15 protein-coding genes and 1 pseudogene are annotated in these 19,543 nt (G+C 71.7%); 4 read left to right on the top strand and 12 right to left on the bottom strand.

The features are described from left to right. Positions 1–176 precede the first annotated feature (176 nt). The 10 genes and pseudogenes from BU198_RS20790 to BU198_RS20745 form a co-directional block, all read right to left on the bottom strand. A pseudogene (locus tag BU198_RS20790) lies at positions 177–2,016 on the bottom strand (putative bifunctional diguanylate cyclase/phosphodiesterase); the annotation flags it as partial. Between the two features lie 374 nt (positions 2,017–2,390). Continuing rightward, a complete protein-coding gene (gene ligA / locus BU198_RS20785) occupies positions 2,391–4,679 on the bottom strand; it encodes an NAD-dependent DNA ligase LigA (RefSeq protein WP_188298352.1) in 2,289 nt (762 codons plus the stop codon). A gap of 19 nt (positions 4,680–4,698) precedes the next feature. After that, positions 4,699–5,709: a methionine synthase gene (locus tag BU198_RS20780; protein ID WP_317620225.1), complete on the bottom strand. Its 1,011-nt coding sequence runs from the start codon at positions 5,707–5,709 to the stop codon at positions 4,699–4,701. A 98-nt stretch (positions 5,710–5,807) separates the two neighbouring features. Next, positions 5,808–8,069, bottom strand: a complete 2,262-nt coding sequence (locus BU198_RS20775; protein WP_188298351.1) for a right-handed parallel beta-helix repeat-containing protein — start codon at positions 8,067–8,069, stop codon at positions 5,808–5,810. A gap of 306 nt (positions 8,070–8,375) precedes the next feature. Further along, positions 8,376–9,065, bottom strand: a complete 690-nt coding sequence (locus tag BU198_RS20770; protein WP_188298350.1) for an SDR family oxidoreductase — start codon at positions 9,063–9,065, stop codon at positions 8,376–8,378. Between the two features lie 13 nt (positions 9,066–9,078). Then, positions 9,079–9,603: a TIGR00730 family Rossman fold protein gene (locus tag BU198_RS20765; protein ID WP_188298349.1), complete on the bottom strand. Its 525-nt coding sequence runs from the start codon at positions 9,601–9,603 to the stop codon at positions 9,079–9,081. A gap of 36 nt (positions 9,604–9,639) precedes the next feature. Beyond that, positions 9,640–10,131: a DUF5615 family PIN-like protein gene (locus tag BU198_RS20760; RefSeq protein WP_188298348.1), complete on the bottom strand. Its 492-nt coding sequence runs from the start codon at positions 10,129–10,131 to the stop codon at positions 9,640–9,642. Beyond that, a complete protein-coding gene (locus tag BU198_RS20755; RefSeq protein ID WP_188298347.1) occupies positions 10,128–10,775 on the bottom strand; it encodes a DUF433 domain-containing protein in 648 nt (215 codons plus the stop codon). Before BU198_RS20755 ends, BU198_RS20760 begins: the two co-directional genes overlap by 4 nt. A 243-nt stretch (positions 10,776–11,018) precedes the next feature. After that, the gene (gene mnmA / locus BU198_RS20750) at positions 11,019–12,155 is read right to left on the bottom strand and encodes a tRNA 2-thiouridine(34) synthase MnmA (protein WP_188298346.1); all 1,137 of its coding nucleotides are present in this window, start codon (positions 12,153–12,155) and stop codon (positions 11,019–11,021) included. Positions 12,156–12,211: 56 nt separating this feature from the next. Continuing rightward, the gene (locus BU198_RS20745) at positions 12,212–13,393 is read right to left on the bottom strand and encodes a cysteine desulfurase family protein (RefSeq protein ID WP_188298345.1); all 1,182 of its coding nucleotides are present in this window, start codon (positions 13,391–13,393) and stop codon (positions 12,212–12,214) included. A 229-nt stretch (positions 13,394–13,622) separates the two neighbouring features. Here BU198_RS20745 and BU198_RS20740 point away from each other — a divergent pair, with 229 nt between their 5' ends. Beyond that, positions 13,623–14,423 (top strand): IclR family transcriptional regulator, encoded by an 801-nt coding sequence (locus BU198_RS20740; RefSeq protein WP_188298344.1) that lies wholly within the window; start codon positions 13,623–13,625, stop codon positions 14,421–14,423. Here BU198_RS20740 and BU198_RS20735 read toward each other — a convergent pair. Together BU198_RS20735 and BU198_RS20730 are read right to left on the bottom strand one after the other, a co-directional pair. Beyond that, positions 14,329–14,988: a trimeric intracellular cation channel family protein gene (locus BU198_RS20735; RefSeq protein ID WP_188298343.1), complete on the bottom strand. Its 660-nt coding sequence runs from the start codon at positions 14,986–14,988 to the stop codon at positions 14,329–14,331. The genes BU198_RS20740 and BU198_RS20735 overlap by 95 nt on opposite strands. Positions 14,989–15,167: 179 nt before the next feature. After that, positions 15,168–16,142, bottom strand: coding sequence for a helix-turn-helix transcriptional regulator (locus tag BU198_RS20730; protein WP_188298342.1), 975 nt, complete (start codon positions 16,140–16,142; stop codon positions 15,168–15,170). A gap of 308 nt (positions 16,143–16,450) precedes the next feature. On the opposite strand from BU198_RS20730, the gene BU198_RS20725 reads away from it, so the two are divergent. From BU198_RS20725 to BU198_RS20715, 3 genes are all read left to right on the top strand, one after another. Beyond that, on the top strand, positions 16,451–16,606 hold the full coding sequence (locus tag BU198_RS20725; RefSeq protein ID WP_188298341.1) for a hypothetical protein: 156 nt from the start codon (positions 16,451–16,453) through the stop codon (positions 16,604–16,606). Positions 16,607–17,110: 504 nt separating this feature from the next. After that, a complete protein-coding gene (locus tag BU198_RS20720) occupies positions 17,111–18,082 on the top strand; it encodes a hypothetical protein (RefSeq protein ID WP_188298340.1) in 972 nt (323 codons plus the stop codon). A gap of 39 nt (positions 18,083–18,121) precedes the next feature. Then, positions 18,122–19,408: a hypothetical protein gene (locus tag BU198_RS20715; protein WP_188298339.1), complete on the top strand. Its 1,287-nt coding sequence runs from the start codon at positions 18,122–18,124 to the stop codon at positions 19,406–19,408. The last annotated feature ends 135 nt before the right edge of the window (positions 19,409–19,543 follow it).

Genomic DNA, 19,543 nt, shown 5'->3' with positions numbered 1-19,543 from the left:
CAGGGTGAGTTCTGGTGAGGCCCGGCGGTGCCTTGCGGACGGTGCCGGGCCCGGGTCGGAGCAGCCGGGTTCGACGCTCCGTCCTCGTGGTCTTTGGACCCCATCCTATGGGGCCGCGACCGGCCACCGGCCAACGCGTGAACCGAGGCGCCCGTCACTGCCCCGTCACTGCCCCGTCACCACCCCGGCGCGACGTCCTGCGGGCGCCCCCGGCCGCGCCGTCCGCCGGCTGCTGCCGCGGTCCGGCGCCGCTGCGGGCTGGTGCTACTGCGGCCTGGTGCGGGCCCAGCCCTGCGGATTGATCTCCATGTGCGCGGCCTGCGCCACCTGGGCCACCGGCGCCACCGGCGGCAGCGTGGGCGGGATGACCGGCGGCCGGCACGGCGGGAGCGTCGGCGGCAGCACCGGCAGCACCGGCGGCCTGACGGGCTGGGCGATCGGCCTGGTGCCCTGAGCCGGCTGGAAGCCGGCGTGCAGCTGGGGCGGTACGCCGAGCCGCTCCACCGGCGGGGCGCCGATGCGGTGCACCCGCAGCCAGGCGGTGGCCTGCTCGGCCGGCAGCGCCGCCGACACCAGCCAGCCCTGGACGGCGTCCACGCCCATGCAGTGCAGCCGCTCCCAGGTCTCGTCGTCCTCGACTCCCTCGGCGACCACGGTCAGGCCCAGCGAGTGGGCGAGTTCCACCGAGCAGCGGACCACCGCCGCGTCGTGGTCGTCGGCGACCATCCGGGAGACGAAGGAGCGGTCGATCTTCAGCTCGCCGACCGGCAGGCTGCGCAGCCGCACCAGCGAGGAGTGCCCGGTGCCGAAGTCGTCCAGGGACATCCCGACGCCGTAGCCGCGCAGTTCGGCCAGGGTGTCGGCGGCCCGCCGGGAGTCGTCCAGCAGCAGCCGCTCGGTGATCTCCAGCTGGAGCGCGTGGGCGGGCACCTGGTGGCGCACGAGGTGCCCGGCCACCCGCTGGGCGAAGCCGGGGTTGAGCACGTCGCGCGGCGAGACGTTGACCGCGACCTGCACCTGGAGGCCCTGTTCGCGCCAGTACGCGAGCTGGCCGACGGCCGCCTCCAGCACGTAGTCGGTGAGCCGGGGCATCAGGCCGCTGGACTCGGCGAGCCCGACGAACTCATCCGGCGAGACCTTCCCCTGCCCGGGCCGCTCCCAGCGCAGCAGCGCCTCCAGGCCGACCACCCGGCCGTCGAAGGCCACCTTCGGCTGGTAGTGCAGCTGCACCTCGCCGGTCTCCAGCGCCCGGCGCAGGTCCCCCAGCAGACCGATCCGGTACGGGGTGTCGGCGTCCTGGGTCTCGTCGTACTGGGCCACGCCGCTGCATCCGCGCTGGGCGTGGCCCATCGCGACGTCGGCCCGGCGCAGCAGCGACTCGGCGTCCTGGGCGTGCTGCGGGTAGACGCAGACGCCGCCGGTGGCCTCCAGGACGAGCAGCAGTCCGTCCAGCCGGATCGGGGCGGCGAGTTCGGCGATCAGCGCCTTGGCGACCCGTTCCAGGCTGTCCGGGCAGTTGATGCCGGGCAGCAGGACGGCGAACTCGTCGCCGCCCATCCTGGCCACCATCGGACGGCCGCGGCGGTAGTGCCTGGGCAGGCCGGCGAAGACGTCGTCGATGGACTCCCGGGTGGCGCTGCCGGCCGGACCGCCGGAGCGCAGCGCCCGGTGCAGCCGGCGGGCGATGTGAACCAGCAGCCGGTCGCCGGCCGTATGACCGAGTGTGTCGTTGAGCGACCGGAAGCGGTCGAGATCGAGCAGGATGAGACCGACGCTGTAGCCCTGTTCACACTCCGCGATCGCCTCCTGGGCGGCCAGCAGCAGAGCCTGACGGTTGGGCAGGTCCGTCAGGGGGTCGGTCAGCTGGTCGCGGGCGCGGTCCCGGGCGATCCGCCAGGCCGCCACCAGCACCGCCAGGGGCACGGCGAACAGCGGCAGCAACTCGGGTTCGTACCGGTAGACCAGGACGGCCAGCGGGATGAGCGGCGCGGCTCCGGCCAGCAGCACGCCGAGCAGCAGGACCGCCCCCGCCACCCCCTGCGGCGGGCGTGTGGGCGCACCGCCGGTCGTACGATCCATAAGCCCTGTCCTCCGTCGGGCCCGCCCCGTCAGGCCGCCTTACGGTGAGGCACCGTGCCGGTACCGACAGCTGCCGGGCATGGAGCGACCCCGCGGAACACCGGCCCAGCCGGTGCCCCCACCCCTGCTGACACTCTGTTGCGCTCCAGGGTATGCCGGGGTCCACCCGGTGGGCAGACTTTCGGACAACCGGAAACGCGCCACCGCGCCCGGGTGTCGCACAGTGACACAATGCCCGCTTTCACAGGGCGGCACCCGATGACGCTGCATCAGGACGATAACAACACCGATCCGGTCACCGGCCGCTCGGGTCAGTCCTCGACGGGCTCCTTCTCCGCCTCTTCCGCCCCCTCCGGCTCCGGAAGTCCCAGGTGGGCACGGGCGGCGGCCGGCCCGTCGGCGAGCAGCACGGCGAACCCGGCGTCGTCCAGGACCGGCAGGCCGAGCTGAACGGCCTTGTCATACTTGGACCCTGGATTGTCACCAGCGACCACAAAATCGGTCTTCTTCGAAACCGAACCGGTCACCTTCGCTCCGCGCGAGGTCAGCGCCTCCTTGGCGCCGTCCCGGGTGTGGCCGGCCAGGGTGCCGGTCACCACGACGGTCAGGCCCTCCAGCGGACGGTCCGCCTCCTCCTCGTCCGCGAACTCCTCGGTGAAGCGGACGCCGGCGGTGCGCCACTTCTCCAGGATGTCGCGGTGCCACTCCTCCTGGTACCACTCGACCACGGACCGGGCGATGATCGGCCCGACCCCCTCGACGGCGGCCAGCTCCTCCTCGGTGGCCGAGAAGATCCGGTCCAGGTCTCGGAACTCCCGGGCCAGCTCCTGCGCGGCGACCGGCCCCACGTGCCGGATCGAGAGCCCGTTGAGGAAGCGCCAGAGCGGACGCTCCTTGACCTTCTCCAGGTTCTCCAGCAGGAGACCGGCCGTCTTCTTGGGCTCGCCCTTCTGGTTGGCGAAGAAGGTGGCCTTCTTCTCCTTGCCGGTCCGGTCGTCCAGCTTCGGCATGCCCGTCTTCTGGTCGCGCACCAGCACCTGGATCGGCAGCAGCTGCTCCATGGTCAGCCCGAAGATGTCGCCCTCATCCTTCACCGGCGCCTCGGCCGGCTCCAGCGGCTGGGTCAGCGCGGTGGCCGCGACGTAGCCGAGGCCGTCGATGTCCAGCGAGGAGCGGCCGCCCAGGAAGGCGATCCGCTCCCGGATCTGGGCCGGGCAGAACTGGGCGTTGGGGCATCGCAGATCGATGTCGCCCTCGGACATCGGACGCAGCTCGGCCCCGCACTCGTGGCAGTGCGAGGGCATCACGAACTCCTGCTCGGTGCCGTCCCGCAGGTCCTCCACCGGCCCGAGGATCTCCGGGATCACGTCACCGGCCTTGCGCAGCACGATCGTGTCGCCGAGCAGCACGCCCTTCGCCTTGACGACCTCCTGGTTGTGCAGCGTCGCGTACTGCACCATCGAACCGGCGACCTTGACCGGCTCGGCCAGCACCGCGAACGGGGTCGCCCGGCCGGTGCGCCCGATGCCGACCCGGATCTGCGCCAGCCTGCCGGTGACCTCCTCCGGCGGGTACTTCCAGGCGATCGCCCAGCGCGGGGACTTGGAAGTGGATCCGAGCCGGCCCTGGAGGGCGATCTCGTCCACCTTGACCACGACGCCGTCGATCTCGTGCTCGACCGAATGCCGCTGCTCGCCGAACTGCCGGATGAACTCCCGCACCTCGTCGAGGGTCCCGACCACCCTGTTGTGCCGGGCGGTCGGCAGGCCCCACGCGCGCAGCAGGTCGTAGGCGTGCGACTGGCAGTCGATGTCGAACCCGGTGCGGGCGCCGATGCCGTGCACCACCATGTGCAGCGGGCGGGAGGCGGTGACGTGCGGGTCCTTCTGGCGCAGCGAACCGGCGGCGGCGTTGCGGGGGTTGGCGAACAGCTTGAGGAGGGCCTGCGGGCGCTTGCCCTCCTCGGCGCGCGCCTCGTTCTCCGCCCTGCGGCGCTCGTTCTCGGCCGCGAGCGAGGCGTTCAGCTCCTCGAAGGCCTCGGTCGGGAGGAACACCTCACCGCGGATCTCCACCAGCTCGGGGATGTCCTCGCCCTTGAGGCGGTGCGGGATCTCCTTGATGGTGCGGACGTTGGCGGTGATGTCCTCGCCGACCCGGCCGGTGCCCCGGGTCGCGGCGAGCACCAGCTCGCCGCGCTCGTAGGTGAGGTTGACGGCCAGGCCGTCCACCTTGAGCTCGCACAGGTAGTGGTAGTCGATGCCGTCCAGCTCGCGGGCGACCCGCTCGGCCCAGGCGGCGAGTTCCTCGTCGTCCATCGCGTTGTCGAGGCTGAGCAGCCGCTCCCGGTGCTCGACCTTGGTGAAGCCCTCCGCGACGTCGCCGCCGACCCTCTGCGTCGGCGAGTCCGGGGTGACCAGGGCCGGGTGCCCGGCCTCGATCGCCTCCAGCTCCCGCATCAGGGCGTCGAACTCGGCGTCGCTGACGATCGGGGCGTCCTGCTCGTAGTACCGGGCGCGGTGGTCGGTGATCTCCTGTGCCAGCTCGGCGTGCCGCCTGCGCACCTCCGCCGGGACGTCCTCCCAGCCCTCGACAGCCGTCACCGCAAGCCCTCCTACGTTCTCATTCCGGGTTGTCCACCAGGCTCTGTGCCGCCCGCGACGCGAGCGACAGCGCCTTGCGCGCGTACGCCGGGGAGGCCCCGGACAGCCCGCAGGTCGGCGTCACCAGCACGCGGCGGCCCAGCAGCTCCGGGGCGAACCCGAGCCTGCGCCACAGGGTCCTGACACCCTGGACACTACCGGCAGGGTCGGACACTGCCTGGTCAGTGGCGGGAACGACACCAGCGAGGATCGCCGTGCCCGCCTCCACGGCCTCGCCCAGGTCGTCGTCCTGGCGCTCGGTGAGGAGGGAGAAGTCGAGGGAGATCCCGGCGACTCCGGCGCGGCGCAGCAGCGGGACCGGGACGTCCGGGGCGCAGCTGTGCACCACCACGGGCACGTCGAGGCTCCGGATCACCTCCCGCAGCACCTCCTCGGCGACCTGCCGGTCGACGGCGCGCAGCCGCTGGAAGCCGCTGGCGGTCTTCACCGACCCGGACAGGACGGCGGGCAGCGAGGGCTCGTCCAGCTGGAGGACGAGCTGCGCGCCCGGCACCCGCCTGCGGACGTCCGCGAGGTGGCGGCGCAGGCCCTCGGTGAGCGAGCCCGCGATGTCGCGGCAGGCCCCGTGGTCGGACAGCGCCTTCTCGCCGTGCTTCAGCTCGACGTTCGCCGCCAGCGTCCAGGGGCCGACGGCCTGGAGCTTGAGCGCGCCCTGGTAGCCCTGGGTGAACTCCTCCAGCGCGTCCAGGTCCTCGCCGAGCCAGGAGTGGGCCCGCCGGGTGTCCCGGCCGGGACGGTCGGCGAACCGCCAGCCGCTGGGCTCGGTCTGCGCGAACAGCTCGACCAGGAGGCCGGCGCCGCGCCCGATCATGTCGGCGCCGGGCCCGCGCGCGGGCAGCTCGGGCAGGAACGGCAGGTGCTCCAGCGCGCCGGTGGCGGTCTTGGCCGCCTCCCGGGCGTCGGTGCCGGGCAGCGAGCCGACGCCGGTGGCGGCGCCGCGCAGGTCGGGGAAGGGATGTGGGGTGCTCACCCGCCCGAGCCTACTCAGCCGGGCGGGGCCCGCTCACGCCGACGGCCCCGGTACCGGGCGCGGGGCTCGGTACCGGGGCCGTTCGTTCGTTGGCGGGATCAGTACGCCTGGTAGCCGGACAGGTCGACGATCAGGTGCAGCGGAGCGCCGCTCGCGTTGTAGAACGAGACCTTGCCGTCCTTGATCGGGACGACCACCTGGTTGGGGATGGTCTCGCCGGGCAGGAAGTTCAGGTTCGAGGCGTTCGGCGCCGCGCCGCCGTGCGGGTACACGGTGAGGTGGCCCTCGGTGCCCGGCTCGGTGACCGTCACGTTGAGGGTCAGCGCCGTGGCGCCGGGGACCTCGAACGGGATGTCCAGCGTGCCCCACGCCGGGACGGTGCCCGCGGGGCGGGTGCCCGACTCCCAGTAGGTGTCCTGGCGGGTGTCGAGGACCCGGTACGGACCGGCCGGACGGTAGCTGAGCTTGCCGTCGGTGGCGTAGTAGCCGGCGAGGTCGGCGATCACGTGCACGGTGCCGCCGGAGGCGTTGTGGAACGACACCTTGCCGTCCTTCACCGGCACCGTCACCAGGTTCGGAATCGTCCGCCCGGCCGTCCAGTTGAGGTTGGAGGCGCTCGGCAGCGCGTCACCGTGCGGGTAGACGGTGAGGTGGCCCTCCTGCTGCGGGTCGGTCACCGTGACGTTCATCGTCACCGCGGTGACACCGGACGCCGGGACGCCCGCGGCGCCGCTCACCGGGAGGTCGACGGTGCCCCAGGCGGGCACGGCCTGGGCGGCCGGGACGCCGATCGGCGCGCGGGTGTCCAGCAGCCGGGTCGGGCCCTGGGGGTGGAACAGCGAACCCTTGGGGCTGAAGTAGCCCTCCAGGTCGGCGATCACGTGGGTGGTGCCGCCGGAGGCGTTGTAGAACGACACCTTGCCGTCCTTCACCGGCACCGTCACCAGGTTCGGAATCGTCCGCCCGGCCGTCCAGTTCAGGTTGGAGGCGGTCGGTGCCTGGTCACCGTGCGGGTAGACGGTCAGGTGCCCGTCCTGCTGCGGGTCGGTCACCGTGACGTTCAGCGTCACGGCCGTCACGCCCTCCGCCGGAACTCCGGCGACGCCCGTCACCGGGAGGTCGACGGTGCCGAACGCCGGGACGGCCTTCGCCGTCGGGACACCGATCGGCGCCCGGGTGTCCAGCAGGCGGGTCGGACCGGCCGGGGTGAACGCGCTGCCGGTGTCGAGGTCCTCGTAGGCGCCGCGGTCGCGGAAGCCGCTGCCGGTACCGGTGTTGGCGACCGTCGGGTTGTCGACCGGGGCCCAGCCGCCGCGGTCGGTCGGCAGCATGCCGGGGGCGTTCTCGTCGGCCGAGTCGATCCGGTGGTCGACCGGCGCGTCCGGGCCCTTCTGCACCCAGGTCGAGGCGACGAAGTCGTGCGTCCCCTGACCGGTGGCCCCGGTGAACGCGGCCTGGGTGGTGTACGGCGTGCCGGCCCACTTGTACGCCGCGGCACCGCTGCTCGGGTCGATCAGGTTGTAGTCGGCCTTGGTGCCCGCGACGGCGTTCGCCCCGACGGTGATCCCGGTGGCGTTGCCCGGGGCGGCGCAGGCCGAGTTCTGGTTCTTCGCGGTGTTCACCACGTTGTTCTCGACCACCGCGCCGGTCGAGGTGCCGTCCAGCACGATCCCGGCGAAGCAGGAGGAGGTGACGCTGTTGCTCACCACGACGGTGTTCGGGGCGTCCTTGACCAGGACGCCGGTCATCTCCGGCACGTAGTTGGCCTGGATCTGGTTGGTGGTCACCACCGTGCCGGTGGAGCCGCCGTCCACGGTGACCGCCGGGCCCTGCACGTAGCCGAAGGCGCCGCGGCCGTAGAGGACCTTGTCCGAGCCGTTGGTGATCCGGATGCCGGTGCCGCCGGAGACGTCGATGTTGTCGAACGACACGTCGTGGGCGCCGTCGACCAGCACCGTCGGCTTCTGGAAGGCGGAGTTGACGATGAGGTTCTCGAAGCGGAGGTAGCCGGCGCCCTTGACCACGAGGCCGTTGACCGGCTTGTTCCAGTCGCCGATCCTCGCGCCGCCGCCCGGGGAGAACTCCTCCTTCCTGGCACGGAAGGTGATCGGCGCCTCGGCCGTGCCCGACCGGGTGAAGGTCAGGTCCTCGGCGTACACGCCGTCGGCGATCTCGACCGTCTGCCCCGGCTGGACGACGGCCGCGGCCGCGCCGATCGTGCAGTACGGCGCCGGCTGGGCGCCGCTGCCGCTGTCGGTGCAGTTGGCACCCGCGGCGTTGTTGACGTAGAGCGTGCCGCCCGCCGCGGCCGCGACACCTGCGCCGACGGCCGGCAGACCGACCGCCCCGAGCAGCGTCACGCCGACAGCGAGAGCTGTGCGGAATCTGGAAATGGGAGCCCCCTGGGCACTCTGAAGCGCCGATGGCGCTTTCTGCCCCTCCTGTGTCCGAAAATGATCGACTGGAGGGCGGAGCGGATCATTCCACAACCGAATGGGCCGCGCCAGCGGCTTTCCGCAGGTCAACGGGCCGCACGCGAACGGCCCCCGTCCCGAGCGCGGGGCTCGGAAACGGGGGCCGGTTGCCAGGGGAGCCGGGCCGGGTGGGACCACGACCACGCGGCGAACGCGTGGGAAGTCGGCCGGGCCGGCTTCCCCTGCGGCGCGCTACCGTCCGGGGCGGACGGTGATGTCGGTGATCTCCGCGTCCCGGGAGGCGTCGAGGGCGGCGAGGACCGCCTTGGCGACGGACTCGGGCTCGATCCAGCGGTCGGCGTCGTACTCCTTGCCCTCCTGCTGGTGCACCTTGACCTGCATCGCGGTGGCGGTCCGGCCGGGGTAGACCGAGGTGACCCGGACCCCGTTGGCGCGTTCCTCCTGGCGCAGCGAGTCGGCGAGCGCCTTGAGGCCGTGCTTGCTGGCCGCGTACGCGGACCACTCGGCGTGGGCGTTGAGGCCGGCGCCGGAGTTCACGAAGACCACCTGGCCCTTGGCGAGCCGCAGGGACGGCAGCAGCAGCCGGGTCAGCTCGGCGGGGGCGACGAGGTTGACGTTGAGCGTCTCCTGCCAGGCCTTGGGCGTCAGGTCGCCGACCGTGCCGAGTTCGACCATGCCCGCGACGTGAAGCAGCGAGTCCAGCCGGACGGGCAACTGCTGGTGGCCGAAGGCCCAGGACAGCTTGCCCGGGTCGCCGAGGTCGCCGGCCAGGGTCTTCGCCCCGGGGAAGCGCTCGCGCAGCTCGGCGGCCCGACGGGCGTCGCGGGCCAGCAGCCAGAGCTCTTCCCCGCGCTCGGCGAGCTTCTCGGTGAGGACGGCGCCGATGCCGGAGCCGGCGCCGGTGATCAGATGTGCAGCCATGGTCCCGATCCTCTCAGGCCTTGAGCTGCGCAAACACCTCGGCGGGCGTGTCCGCGAAGGTGATCAGCTCGGCGAGGGGGCGGGGCAGGAAGCCCTCGGCGTCCATCCGCTCCATCTGGGTCCGCAGGCCCGAGTAGAAGCCCTCGGTGTCCAGCACGACCACCGGCTTGTCGAACATCCCGTGCTTCTTGAGCTCCAGCACCTCGGTGACCTCGTCCAGGGTGCCCAGCCCGCCGACCAGGACGACGACCGCGTCCGCCCGCGAGGCCAGCTCCCGCTTGCGCTCCGGGAGGTCGGCCGTCCACACCAGCTCGTCGGCGCCGGTGTACGCCTTGTGCCTCAGCATCTCGACCATCACACCGACGAGTCGGCCGCCGGCCGCCTTCACCTCGTCGGCGAGGAGCCCCATCAGCCCGGCGTTCGAGCCGCCCCACACCAGGGTGTGCCCGCCCTCCCCCAGGAGCCGGGCGAACTCCGCGGCGGGGGCGGAGTAGCGGTCGTCGAGCGAGTACGCGGAGCAGAAGACAGAGATGTTCATAGTGTCGTCTGGTCTATCACGAGCCCGGGCACCCGCTCACCGGATTTGCCCCCGGGCGGGCTCCTGGGACGGATCGCCGGACGTCGGCCAGTGCTTCGGCGGGCTTGCGAACGGATCGACGATGCGCAGTCGGCTCTGACGTGTGGGGTCGACCGAGGTGAGGGATATCAGCAGCTGACCGGTGGCCTTCTCCAACTCACCCAACGCGTGCGGCAGTCCGGCACACACGGTAGCAAGGGCGACTCCGAGCCCCACGAGGCCGCCGTGCTTGTGGTTGTGCCGGTACTCGACCCTGTGCAGCCCCGACGCGGCGATCGCAGCCACCTCCAGCGGCCGGGACATCTGCTTGCCGTCGTTGGTGATCACGACCTGGAAGCCCGCCGAGGCGGCCCTCGTGTAGAGCTCGATGTCCTTGGTACCGGCCCAACCGTCGATCTCCGCCACGTGCCGGAGTTCGTGCTGCTTCACGAGCAGCCGCGCCATGTGGGCCAAGGGGAGAGGGACGTTCTCGTCGAGCAGGATCCTCAAGACGCGGCCTGCCGGGGGCCCTCATCCGAGTAGCTGTCGACATAGGCGGTGAAATCCGCCGCATCGCGTGCCGCCTCCGGGGCGACACCGGGGTAGAAGTCCTTGATCGACTCCGGAGGGACGCCGTCCCGCAGAAGCGCCGCGACCTCGGAAGCGGGAATGCGCGTCCCCTCGATCACCGGCTCGCCGCCACGCACCAGCGGGTCGACGGTCAGGTGGTTCCTCGGGCGCAGCAGGGCTGGAATCTGGCGGCCGTTCCGGTAGAACGGCTGCAGCACATCAACCATGTCGTGGATGACCACGTTGCCGCGCCTGCGCACCAGGTCCACCGCGTGGTCGGGCGCGGCGAGGTAGATCGTGCCGTCCCCGGCCACGAGCCGGTATCCGGAGAGGTGCTCCCGCTCGTCGAGACCGTCGCGCAGGGTGTCCAGTGCGCGCCGGATCTTCTGGAGCGACGCCTCCTGGCGCAGGCGAACGCAGACGCGCAGGGCGACGACATCCCTGAACGAGTAGAGAACCGGTCGAGCCGCCGAGAGCTCCGGCACCAAGACGGCTCCCCGCGCGGCCGTGGACTTCCGCCAGTGCGAAAGCTGCCGCATCGTGGCGCCGGACAGCGCTGCTGCCAGCCTCGGCTCGTAGGACACTGCGCCACCTCCACTCCGTGCGCGAACCCGGAACCGACCGTACTTCATGGTCCCGTACGGTCGGCAGGCCCGCCGTCATTTCACCCGAACGAGGAGCACCGCCCTCATCCAGAGCTGGTCGAGTACGCGCTTGTCAGTGTCACTGTTGGTCGAGGCGAAGAGCACGTCACAGGAACGCAGAAGCTGACGGTCACCGAGGAGGCGCGGTGGGCCTGGCTGGACCGGCCCGCGAACGTCCCCCGCTCAGGCGGTGACGGCCGGGCGCTCGGTGCTCGCGATGGTCGCCGAGCCGACGACGCGGGTGCCGTCGTACACCACCACGGCCTGGCCGGGGGCGATGCCCCGCACCGGGGTGTCGAGCCGCACCCGCAGCTCGCCCTCGGCCACCGAGGCGTGCACCGGCACCTCCTCGCCGTGGGCCCGCAGCTGGGCCGTGTAGCGGCCGTCGGCCAGCGGCTCGGTGCCGCACCAGCGCGGGCGGATGGCGGTCAGCCCGGTGACGTCCAGGCCCTCGACCGGGCCGACGGTCACGGTGTTGTTCACCGGGGAGATGTCCAGCACGTACCGCGGCTTGCCGTCGGCCGCCGGGCGGCCGATCCGCAGGCCCTTGCGCTGGCCGATGGTGAAGCCGTACGCGCCGTCGTGCTCGCCGAGCTTGGTGCCGTCGGCGTCGAGGATGTCGCCGGTCGCGGTGCCGAGGTGCTTGGCCAGGAAGCCCTGGGTGTCGCCGTCGGCGATGAAGCAGATGTCGTGGCTGTCGGGCTTCTTGGCGACGGCCAGGCCGCGGCGCTCGGCCTCCGCCCGGATCTCCTCCTTGGTGGTGTCACCGAGCGGGAAGAGCGAGTGGGCGAGCTGGTCCGCGTCCAGCACACCGAGCACGTACGACTGGTCCTTCGCCGCGTCGACCGCCCGGTGCAACTGGCGGTCCCCGGACGGCAGGTCGACGATCCGGGCGTAGTGGCCGGTGCAGACGGCGTCGAAGCCCAGCGCGACCGCCTTGTCCAGCAGCGCCGCGAACTTGATCTTCTCGTTGCAGCGCAGGCAGGGGTTGGGCGTGCGCCCGGCCGCGTACTCGGCGACGAAGTCGTCGATCACGTCCTCGCGGAAGCGCTCGGCGAGGTCCCAGACGTAGAAGGGGATGCCGATCACGTCGGCCGCGCGCCACGCGTCCCGGGAGTCCTCGATCGTGCAGCAGCCGCGCGCACCGGTCCGGAAGGACTGCGGGTTGGCCGACAGTGCCAGGTGGACGCCGGTCACCTCGTGCCCCGCCTCGACGGCGCGGGCGGCGGCGACGGCGGAGTCGACTCCGCCGGACATCGCCGCGAGCACGCGCAGACGGCCGGTGGACGGAGTGGTCGGGGCACCCGGGAAGTCAGTCATGGTGGGTACAAGCCTACGGGGCCGCCGGACATGCCCGGCCGTCGAAGCCGCCGGTGCTACCGGCGCACGGAGGCCAGCCCCGCGTTCCTGGCCCGCTCGACGACCGGCCCGATGGCCTTCGCCAGCTCCGTGACGTCCTCCCGCACCGAGGTGTGCCCGAGCGAGAACCGCAGCGAGGCGCGCGCCAGCAGCGGGTCGACGCCCATCGCGAGCAGCACGTGGCTGGGCTGCGGCACCCCGGCGGAGCAGGCCGAACCCGTCGAGCACTCGATGCCCTGGGCGTCCAGCAGCATCAGCAGCGCGTCGCCCTCGCAGCCGGGGAAGGAGAAGTGCGCGTTGGCGGGCAGCCGGCCCCCGGCCGCCGGGTCGCCGTTGTACACCGCGTCCGGGACGGCGGCCAGGACGGAGGCCACCAGCTCGTCCCGCAGCGTGCCCAGCGCGACGGCGTGCTCGGCCCGGCGCTCCACCGCGAGCGCCGCGGCGGCCGCGAAGCCGGCCGCACCGGGGGCGTCGAGGGTGCCGGAGCGCACGTCGCGCTCCTGCCCGCCGCCGTGCAGCAGCGGTACGGGCGCGGCACCCCGGGAGAGCAGCAGCGCGCCGATGCCGAACGGGCCGCCGATCTTGTGCCCGGTGACGGTGAGCGCGGTGAGGCCGGATTCCGCGAAGGAGACCGGAACCTGGCCGAGGGCCTGCACCGCGTCGGCGTGCACGGGGATGCCGTACTCGGCGGCCACCGCGGTCAGTTCGTGCACCGGCTGGACGGTGCCGACCTCGTTGTTGGCCCACATCACGGTGACCAGCGCGACCGACGCCGGATCGCGCTCAATCGCCGCGCGCAGCTCCGCAGGGTGCACCCGGCCCAGCGGGTCCACCGGCAGGTACTCGACCTCGGCGCCCTCGTGCTCGGAGAGCCAGTGCACAGCGTCCAGCACCGCGTGGTGCTCGACCGGGCTGCACAGCACCCTGGTCCTGGCCGGGTCGGCGTCCCTGCGGGCCCAGTACAGGCCCTTGACCGCCAGGTTGTCGGATTCGGTGCCGCCGCCGGTGAGCACGATCTCGCTCGGGCGGGCACCCAGGGAATCGGCGAGCGACTCCCGGGACTCCTCGACCACCCGGCGGGCCCGTCGGCCGGCCGCGTGCAGGGCCGAGGCGTTGCCGACCACCCCCAGGTGCGCCGTCATCGCGGCGATCGCCTCGGGCAGCATCGGCGTGGTCGCCGCATGGTCCAGGTATGGCATAACCATCCGATTGTAGAGCGCGGCGCCGGGCACTCCTCCAGGGCTGCGCACTGATCCGGCCACCTTCCGCCCGCACCGGCCCGGCGCACCGCTGCCGCCCGTCCGACGCGTCACGGTGCCCACCCGGTGCACCGCTGCCGGACGGCCGCGTCCGGCACTGGTTTGTACCACTGAGCCACCCAGCGGTTAGCCTGACGCCACCAGTCAGCCGGATCCACGGGAAAACGCCATGTCGCAGTCGGTCGACCGCGCGCTGACCCTGCTCGACGCACTCGGCGACGCGCCGCTCTCGCTGGAGCAGGCCGCCAGCAGCCTCGGGGTGCACAAGTCCACCGCCCTGCGGCTGCTGCGCACCCTGGAGGAGCACGGCTTCGCCCGCCGCCAGCCCGACCTGCGCTACCGGATCGGCGGCCGGGTGCTCTCGCTGGCCCACCGCGCGCTGGAGGACTTCGACGTCCGGCAGGTCGCCGCGCCGTACCTGGCCGCACTCAACGCCCGCTGCGGCTACACCGTCCGGCTCGCCGTGCTGCACGACGGCGAGGTGCTCTACCTGGACGAGGTGGCCGGTCCCGCGGGAGCCGAACCGTCCCGGATCGGCCGCCGGGCCCCGGTGACGGATACCGCGGTCGGCCGGGTGCTGCTCGCCGGACTGCCCGCGGACGGCGCCCTCACCGAGGAGCTGTCGGACCAGCTGTCGGACGAGTCCGCGGACGAGCTGGCGGCGGTGCGCCGCCGGGGCTGGGCCGCGGAGTCCGCCGAGCACCGGGAGCCGGTGACCTGCGTGGCCGCGCCGGTGGCGGGCAGCGGCGGACGGGCGGTGGCGGCCTGCGCGCTGAGCGCCCCGGCCGGCCTGGTGCCGCCGGCCGAACTGGCCCGGATGGTGCCGGAACTGCTCTGCACCGCCGAGGCGATCTCGCTCGCGTACGGCGGCTCGCCTACTCCTCGCTGGTGCGAGAACCGTTGCGGTGCCAGGCCCGCGGCGCGCGCCAGCCGTACTTCAGCGCGAGCATCCGCAGCACGAACGCGGTGAGCGCGGCGGCGGTGCCGGTCACACCGGTGAGCCGGTCGACGGCGATCAGCAGCGCGACCATGGTGGCGCCGACCAGGGCCGGGACGGCGTAGATCTCCCGGTCCCAGCGCAGCAGCGAGGGGATCTCGCCGGCCAGCACGTCGCGGATCACACCGCCGCCGGCCGCGGTGACCATGCCGAGCGCGATCGCCGCGACCGCGCCGAGCCCGAAGTCGTGCGCCTTGGCGGTGCCGGTGACGCAGAACAGCCCGAGCCCGAGCGCGTCCAGGGTCTGCACCGCCCGGTTGATCCGCTCGACCTCCGGATGCAGGAAGAACACCACCAGCGCGGCACCCAGCGGCGTCACGAAGTACCCGAGGTTGGTGAACGCGGCGACCGGCGTCGCACCGATCACCAGGTCGCGCATCACCCCGCCGCCGAGCGCGGTGACCTCCGCCAGCACACAGATCCCGAAGATGTCCATGTTCTTGCGGACGGCGAGCAGACCCCCGGAGAGGGCGAAGACGAAGATGCCGACGAGGTCCAGCGACTGCTGCACGTCGGTCGGGAAGAGCTGGGATGTCACCGTCCATGTGTACCCGATGCGCCCGAGCCCTCCGGACAACGACCACAGACCGGATGGGGCAGCCCATCGGGAGCCCTCCCCGTCGTCTACGAACGAGTCGATCGTGCGTACTCGGTCCGGAGGGACGAGGGGAGGGTCCGACGGGCACCGATGAAGTCCTGTCGAGGCAGGCGTCCGGCCTACAGCCAGCCCCGCTGAGCCGCCTTGAGGCCTGCCTCGAAGCGGCTGGCAGCGCCGAGACGTTCCATGATCGAAGCCATGTGGCGGCTCACGGTGCGCGAGGAGATGCCCAGACGCTGGCCGGCGGCGTCGTCGGTGAGACCGCCGGCGAGCAGGCGCAGGAGTTCGCGTTCGGTGCCGGTCAAGCCGGTTTCGGGGTCTTCGGAACGGATGGCGCCGAGGGGGACGGCTGTGGCCCAGGCCTGGTCGAAGAGATCGAGGAGGGCGTTGACGATGCCGGGCTCAGTGACGTGGAGCGCGCCCTTGCGGGTGTCTGCGGGGTCGATGGGGACCAAGGCGTGGGCCCGATCGAAGATGACGAGTCGCTGCGGGAGAACAGGAGCGGTGCGCACCTCGCTGCCTCGGCTGAGGAGCCAGTGGGCGTGGGCGGTGGTGTGAGGGTCGTTGCGAGTGGTGTCCTGGTAGAGGGTCTTCATGGCGACCCCGCGGGCCAGCGGCTTCTCGTCCGCGCCCCGTGCCGCCGCGAGGTCCTCCGGGCGGTGGCTGGCGCCGGGATGGACACCCAGGCATTCCTGGTTCATGTTCCGGGCCAGCTGCTCAATGCACCCCTGGATGGCGTCCATGCCCAGGAGGCGTTCACCGTGGGTGGCTTGGGAGCCGGCACGTTCGGCCACCAGACGCGTGACAGCCGCCCGGGAAGCCGCGAACTGGGCCTGGCGGGCCGCCAGATCAGCCTCCTGGCGGGCAATCATGTCCGCCAAGCCGACTTCGGGCGAGACGGCGCACATACGGCCGGGGTGCTCCGTCGAGGCTCGCACCAGCAACAGACGCCCTAGTTCGTCCAGGCAGTCGTGCGCCTGGACAGGGGAGACGCCGCACAGCTGGGCCAGCTGAGAGACGCCGTACTCGGGATGGTCGAGCATGGCCTGATAGACCGTACTTGCGAGCGCACTGACACCCAGCGCTTCCAGCATCGCGTTTCCCCCCGGATTCGCGCCCGCACCCACTGCGGTACGCACACACCGCATCGTCGCACCGCGGGTGCCAACCCTTCAATATCTTCTCAATGTCTGACCAAGGCATTTGACAAGCTCATGACACAAAGGCGGGATGACGCCAGGCGAGTTGGCGACAGCCACAAGCCCTTCCCCGGCCTCATCCCAGGGACGAAGCTGTTCATCGCCGGCAGGGAACACCAAGCCGGCGGCCGGAACATCGGCATGAGCGTCAACCGCGGGACGCCAGACCGAACCCGTCACATCTCCGATGGAGGACCAACACCATGTTCAACATTCGCCTCGTCTTGGCCACCGCGGCCGCCGCCCTAGCCGCCAGCACCCTCGTACTGCTGCCCGCCGTGGCCGACGGCGGCCAGAGCCCCACCTCGACAGTGGCCGACGCCACCCTCCACCTCGCCGACAACGCGCAGTGGGGATAGGCACGAGATGGACCTCGTCTACACGAGCCTGCTCCGCCGCCCCGCGGCGCCGCCCCAATCGGCAGGCGAGGTAGCCGAGGTCCTGGGAATCCTGTGGGCGCACGCCCTGCCGGAAGACGGGTTGGAACACATCTCGGGCTCTCACGACAGCAGCCGGGTCGACCTCCTGATGTACTTCCTGTCATCTGACCCGGCAGCGACCACAACACACGGTGCCCTTCAGCGGGCCACCGCACTGCTCACGCGAAGCCACGAGGCATCACCCGTGCTACGCAGGTGCTACCTGCCGCCCCAGCTGATGCCGGATCCACCGGCCGAAGGGCCGAGCCCCAAGGCCTGACCGACCGACACGGCCTGCTGCCTCGCTGCGGACGGCCCCGTGGCCACCGCTCCCTGCGAAACCCCTCAGGCGCTCCCGACCGGCGAGCCCGCACACCCGCCTTCCGGCCGGAATCGGCCACGGAGCCACCGCCCGCGCATCACTCTTCGAGGAGTCAGTTCGTCATGCCCGCTTTCAGCTTCTCCATCCGAGGTTCCCGCCTGGCGGCAGCCGTGACGGCAGGCGCCGCACTCGGCATCGGGGCGCTGGGTCTGGCGGTGTCGGGCGGCAGCGGAGGACACGTGCCGACCGCAGACCAGGTCAAGGCCGCGGCCACGGTGGATGCGACGGCCGTCAGCACGACGCCCCTCGGCGTGCCGCCCGTCGGCACGACGCCAACCGCCGACTCGGCCGCTGCTTCCCCGGCCGCGGCACCGTCGACCCCCTCCTCGGCTTCGGCGGCTCCAGTCCCGTCGGCGAGTTCCAGGGTCACCTCATCCGGTACCAACACAGCACCGGACAAGCCGGCCGCGGAGAGTTCCGCCGAAGCGCCGCGCAGCGACGCCGCAAAGCCTGCCCTGGACACCTCGACCGCCGTGACGGTCGGCTCCGACCTGGGCACCTACACGGCCCAGTCGTGGACCGCGAAGGCCCCGGGGCCGGTACGCGAGGTCACAGGCCACGACATCACGCTGAACGAGTGCGCGAACGTGCACGGCGCCGCCACCTGGCAGCAGCAGCCGTATCTGAGCAGCGGCGGCAACCCGGCCGTGCTGGAGACCTACACATTCGGCACAGCGGCCGGGGCCTCGGCCGCGTACCAGGGGATCCACTCCGGCATGTCCGCGTGCCAGGCCACTTCCAGGACCCTGCAGACCACGAATCACCTCACGGCTGACGCACTCTCACACCAGACCGCCGGTGCCGAAGACACCGCTGCCTTCGCACGCAGCTGGAGCGGGGTCGCAGGCATCTCGGCCCCGGGCTCGCAGACCAACCACCTCTTCCTCGCCACGCGCGGCACGTCCGTACTGGTCCTGCACTTCGACGAGCTGGCCAAGGACTCTCCGGCCTCCGGCCCGTACGACGTGCGCCAGGACCCGAACGTGCTGTCGCTGCTCACGAACCTGCTGGCCACCCAGGCCGGCGCACGCTGATCAGCCGAGCACCAACCGCCCTCCAAGAGAAGGACATCGATGTCATCCATACAGAAGAAGCAGGGCGTCGCCGTCCTCGCCGCTGCCTCGATGCTCGGTGCGATGGCCGCGCTGATACCGGCCGGCGACGCGTTCGCCGGTACCGTTCCCATCGGGTCCGGCATCGCCACTTCGACCGGCACCATCGGACCGGCCGCGCCGGGCGGGGCGATCACGCAGAAGCAGATGATCGCCCGAGCTCACGACTGGATCGACAACGCCGTCCCGTACAGCCAATATGCCTCGTGGCAGGACAACACTGTCGGCGGCCCCTATCGCGAGGACTGCTCCGGCTTCGTCTCCATGGCTTGGGGTCTGAAGAGCAGTCCGACCACCCAGATGCTTCCGAACTTCTCGACCGTCGTCGCCGAAAACATCAGCGGCAACACGAGCCTCCAGCCGGGCGACGCCCTGGACTACACCGCCGATCACGTCGTGCTGTTCGACTCGTGGGTCAACAAGTCCGCAGGGACCTTCAACTACGACGCTGAACACAAGCCCGGGCGGGTCACCGACCAGCAGCAGGGCAGCGTCTACTCGAGCACGCTCGAGGGGTACCCGATCTCCTACTACGAAGCCCTGCGTTACAAGAACATCGTCCCTGACACCACCTCGCCGACGACTTCGACTTCGCCGGTGTCGATGGATGCCAATGCCGGCCACGTCGCGTTCGTCGACCCCAGCGGCAACGTGATGAACGACTGGGTCAGCAACGGCGCCTGGCAGGGCCCCTCCGGACTCGGCGGCAAGGCCCGCAGCGACTCCCCCGTGGTCCTCAACGCCAACGCCGACCACGCCTTCTTCATCGACCCCGACGGCAACGTGATGAACGACTGGGTCAGCAACGGCGTCTGGCAGGGCCCCTCCCCCATCGGCGGCAAGGCCCGCCCCGGCTCCTCCCTCACCACCAACGCCGCCGGCACCCTCGTCGCCTTCGTCGACAACAACGGCAATCTCGCCAACGACTGGGTCAGCAACGGCGCCTGGCAGGGCCCCTCCGGACTCGGCGGCCAAGCCCGCAACGACTCCCCCCTCGCCTTCAACGCCAACGGCGACCACATCTTCTTCATCGACCCCAACGGCAACGTCGCCAACGACTGGGTCAACAACGGCACCTGGCAGGGCCCCGCAGGCATCGGCGGCCAAGCCCGCCCCGGCTCCTCCATCGCCACCGACGCCGCCGGCACCCACGTCGCCTTCATCGACACCTACGGCAGCCTCGCCAACGACTGGGTCAACAACGGCACCTGGCAGGGCCCCTCCGGACTCGGCGGAACCAGCCGCTGAAACCCCCACCACACCAACACCCCACCGCGCCGGCCGACCCCATCGGCCGGCGCGGCCCACAGATTGAGGAGCCGAAATTGTCTGTCATCCGTGGTGGTCTACGTCTGACGCTCAGCGGTGTCACGGCCATGGCGG

Source organism: Streptomyces sp. CBMA156 (assembly GCF_014596515.1).
Taxonomy (GTDB): Bacteria; Actinomycetota; Actinomycetes; order Streptomycetales; family Streptomycetaceae; genus Kitasatospora.
Note: the sequence above shows the minus strand (reverse complement) of the source record. Positions and strands in the feature narration are given on the sequence as shown.